This is a genomic window from Moorena sp. SIO4A5 (assembly GCF_010672005.1).
Classification (GTDB): domain Bacteria; phylum Cyanobacteriota; class Cyanobacteriia; order Cyanobacteriales; family Coleofasciculaceae; genus Moorena.
Genome location: NZ_JAAHHZ010000440.1, coordinates 1 through 3984, shown reverse-complemented (window position 1 = coordinate 3984; position 3984 = coordinate 1). Strand labels below are relative to the sequence as shown.

Below are 3984 nucleotides of genomic sequence, written 5' to 3'. Positions count from 1 at the left end.
TAACGAATTTGGGATACTGACGAATATGACATTACCCTTAATAAAAATTTCCCCCATCTCCCTATCTCCCTATCTCCCTATCTCCCTATCTCCCCACCCTCCCCACCCTCCCCACACTTCCCACACTCCCCCTTCTTTTTTACAAATATGAGATACACCCGGTTAACTCTCTAACTGTGATGTCTCTCAGATTACCCTGTTGTGGCTCCTTGATTCACCCTTAATTTGCCAAGTCGTGTAATATAGAAAATAGAATCCAGACTGGTATCTGTTTCAGGGTAAACGCAAGAATCAATAAGGTGGCATTATTATCAACAATATTGATATAAATATGCAATAGTGCGGAGAATCAAGGCTTAATATGGTCATAATTCTTGCCCTATATCGCATTTTGGCTCAATTTGTCTTGCGCTTACCCTGGTATCTGTGTCTTCATCCGAAACGACTCAGAATGAGTAACTTAGAATCAGGACTGACTTGGCAGCAGGCAAAAGAAATAGCAGAACAACTGCTTTTCCAAAAGACCCAAAAGCACCTTAATGATATAGAAATACTTGTACTTGAAGGTTCTTGGGCAGGACTAACCTATGAAGAAATTGGCAAACGAGCTGGCTATAGTACAGAGTACCTTAACAAAGATATTGGCAATCAGTTATGGAAAAAGCTGTCTGAAGCTTTAGGGGAAAAGTTAACTAAAAAGAATTTTAAAGTCGCCTTAGAGAGAGCTAAAACACAAGTACAGACTAGTATCAACTTGCCCTCATCGCTCCGTGTTTCAGCAACAGAATTCCCTTTTCCAGAAGGTGCAGTGGCACCGTCTTCTCCCTTTTACATTGAACGAGATGGGATTGAATCTCTTGGCTATAAAACAGTAGTTAAACCGGCGGCGTTAATTCGGATTAAAGCCCCAAAGTTAATGGGTAAGACCTCTTTGATCATGAAGCTGTTAGACCATGCTGCTTCGGAAAATGCTCAAACAGTGTATCTGAGTTTGAATAGCGTCAATAAGTCCGTTTTGACTAATTTGGAGCTGTTTCTACGCTCGCTTTGCCTACAGGTTAGTCGGGAGTTAAAGTTAGCTAATCAGCTAGATAATTATTGGGATACGGAAATTTTCGGTAGCAACGATAACTGTACACTGTACTTTGAAGAGTATTTATTGCCCCAAATTAATTGTCCTTTGGTATTAGGATTAGATGATATAGATCGTCTATTTTCCTATAGGGAGGTCATTGAAGATTTTTTGGGTATGCTACGCAGCTGGCATGAAAAAGGAAAAATTGCTGATATCTGGAGACAACTGCGATTAGTCGTCGCCCATTCAACGGAAGTTTATATCCCCTTAGATATCAATCAATCTCCTTTCAATGCGGGAGTACCATTAGAACTAACAGAATTTGACCCAATTCAAGTAAAAAGTTTAGCTTGTTTCCATGGGCTTAATTGGAACAATAGTGAGGTTGAAAAGCTCATGAAAATGGTATGCGGACATCCTTATCTAGTACGTTTAGGAATATATGAAATTGTATGTGGAAAGATAACATTAGAGGAATTGTTACAAGCAGCAGCCACAGAAGCAGGTATTTACAGCAACCATTTACGACGACATTTGCAAGCACTACGACAAGCACCAGAATTAGCTAAAGCATTGCAGCAAGTTGTCACTTCATGGGAGCCAGTGGAATTAGATTCACTCCAGATTTACAAGCTACATAGTATGGGATTAGTAGAGCAGCAGGGTAATCGAGTCGTACCTCGATGCCATTTGTATCGTGAGTATTTTAGTCGAGTTTTGGTTTGAAACCATGAACCTAGATATGTAAGCATTCAGGTGATGGGGTTGACAAAAAGGGAAGGATGAGTAGTAGTGTAGAACCATGGAAATCAAACCGCCAGCTACCCCAAATAGCTTTGAAGCTCTGGAACTGCTTCCCCAATCAGTTCTGGTGGAGCTGGTCCTGCAACAGCAACAAGTGATTGAACAACTGATTGGGGAGGTGGAACGCCTCAAAAGTCTGTTGAACAAAGACAGCCAGACTTCATCAAAACCCCCATCAAGTGATTTAATCAGAAGGTCAGAGAAAAAACCGTCGAAGGAATCAGATTCGCAGAAACGAAAACCAGGAGGACAACCAGGACACAAAGGGAAAACCCGAAAAGGATTTGGGCGGGTTGACCGATATGTAGTAGTCGAACCTCAAAGTTGTCCGATCTGTAAGGGAAATCAGTGGGAAAGTAGGGATTGCTCAACCCGAAGCTATGTCGTGGCTCAACTGGTAGAGCGTCCCATCGAAATTGTAGAGTACCAGCAGAAGCGACGGGTGTGTCACCACTGTGGAACTCTGGTTGGGGGGGAGTTACCGGAAAATGTCATCCCCGGACAAGACTTGTCAGCCAACTTGCAAGGAATGCTGGCCTGGTTGGGACACTACGGTCATTTGTCTTATGAGAAGCAACAAGAGTGGTTGCGAGAGTTCGGGAAAATCGAGGTGAGCTTAGGAACTCTAGAATCGACCACGCGGCGGGTGGCATTAGCTGTGACATCACAAGTGAAGGAGTTGAAAGAGTGGGTGAAGACCCAACCTCACGTTCACGCCGACGAGTCCCCGTGGTTGGTCAAGGGAGTTAAAGAATGGATGTGGGTACTCTCGGGAGAAGGATATAGTTTGTTCCATGCTGGAGACACTCGCTCACGAGTTGAACTGGAACACTTACTTGGTCAGAGTTTTGCTGGAGTCCTCATTTCAGACGATTTCAGTGTCTATAACGGCTATCAAGTGACGGCTCAGCAGAAATGTTTAGCCCATCTGCGACGACATTTTAAGCAAGTCACTCGTCTGAAACCGCCTCATCAGCAAGCCTTGGGTCAGGCTTTTCAAGGGCGTCATTGATGAAGCCTTTGCCCAACACCGCCAGTGGCGCGAAACCCGTGAGGCATCCGCTTATGCTTCTTGGGCTGAGTCTTTCAAAAGGCGAGTAACTGAGGCAATTGAGACCTGGAGTCCAAAAGCCGGTCATGCGGCTGGGCTGTTGTTGAAGTCCTTGAGGAACAAGTCCGATCAATGGTGGTATTTCCTTGACTACCCCCAAGTGCCCCCCGATAACAATCGGGCAGAGCGGTCATTGCGTCTGGCGGTTACTAAGCGGAAAGTAGCCGGTGGGTCTCGTTCCTGGGATGGGTTTATCCGTTCGGCGACATTGCTGAGTGGGATTCAGTCTTGTCGGGCTCAGGGTCGTTCAGCTGTTGAGTTTTTAGGACGATCTCTTTCCTTGGCAGTGCGGGAGCGTTCTCACGAATTGTCTCTGATTCCTGACTTTGAGTAATTGGGATGGCTTTGTCAACCCCTACACCTGAATGCTTACCTAGATATTATCAAGTATCCTAGTTTTTCACTTAGGCAAGTTGCTGTAGAGTGGTTAGCCCAACATTTTCCCTATTCCCTACGGGAGCAGGTCTTGCAATGCTTAAACATTAGTACTATTTTCCAGTAGAGCAAGCAATTACCCATGAGGGGGCTATAGATAATGTACAAATATTCATCCAGGACTAGCTCCCCTTCAGACCTATTACCTATTACCGTCTTGATGCAGTCGCTCATGGGGGAAACCCCCAAGACCGCGCTGCATCGCTATTACCCATTACCTATTACCTTAGTACAAATGTTCGGCAAAAGTGACATGCTCCCATTCCCTACTCCCTACTCCCTACTCCCTACTCCCTACTCCCTACTTTCTCCGAGTTTGCGGATCCAAAGCATCCCTCAATCCATCCCCAATATAATTAATACTCAGCACTGTTAAAAAAATCGCTAATCCCGGAAAAATTGCCATATGAGGCGCTATTTCAATATAATTTTGGGCATCAAATAGCATCCGTCCCCACGTAGGAACATCAGGGGGAAACCCTAAGCCTAAAAAACTCAAGGTAGACTCAGTAATAATCGCATTTCCCACCGCCAAGGTAGCTGCAACAATTACCGGACA

Annotated in this window: 4 protein-coding genes and 1 pseudogene; 4 read left to right on the top strand and 1 reads right to left on the bottom strand. The window is 44.7% G+C overall.

All coding sequences use genetic code 11. The annotated features are described in order from the left end of the window. Positions 1 to 361: 361 nt before the first annotated feature. From F6K57_RS38720 to F6K57_RS38705, 4 genes and pseudogenes are all read left to right on the top strand, one after another. On the top strand, positions 362 to 1801 hold the full coding sequence (locus F6K57_RS38720; protein WP_293073926.1) for an AAA-like domain-containing protein: 1440 nt from the start codon (positions 362 to 364) through the stop codon (positions 1799 to 1801). Between the two features lie 76 nt (positions 1802 to 1877). Continuing rightward, positions 1878 to 3324 (top strand): annotated as a pseudogene (locus F6K57_RS38715) (IS66 family transposase). Next, complete coding sequence (locus F6K57_RS38710) at positions 3325 to 3492, top strand: hypothetical protein (RefSeq protein WP_293073923.1); 168 nt, start codon at positions 3325 to 3327, stop codon at positions 3490 to 3492. 33 nt (positions 3493 to 3525) lie between these two features. Beyond that, positions 3526 to 3801 carry a hypothetical protein gene (locus tag F6K57_RS38705; RefSeq protein ID WP_293073920.1) on the top strand — a complete coding sequence of 92 codons (276 nt, stop codon included), beginning with the start codon at positions 3526 to 3528 and terminating at the stop codon, positions 3799 to 3801. On the opposite strand, the gene F6K57_RS38700 is transcribed toward F6K57_RS38705, so the two are convergent. After that, on the bottom strand, positions 3727 to 3984 hold a 258-nt coding region (locus F6K57_RS38700), incomplete at its 5' end, for an ABC transporter permease subunit (protein WP_293073918.1). The genes F6K57_RS38705 and F6K57_RS38700 overlap by 75 nt on opposite strands.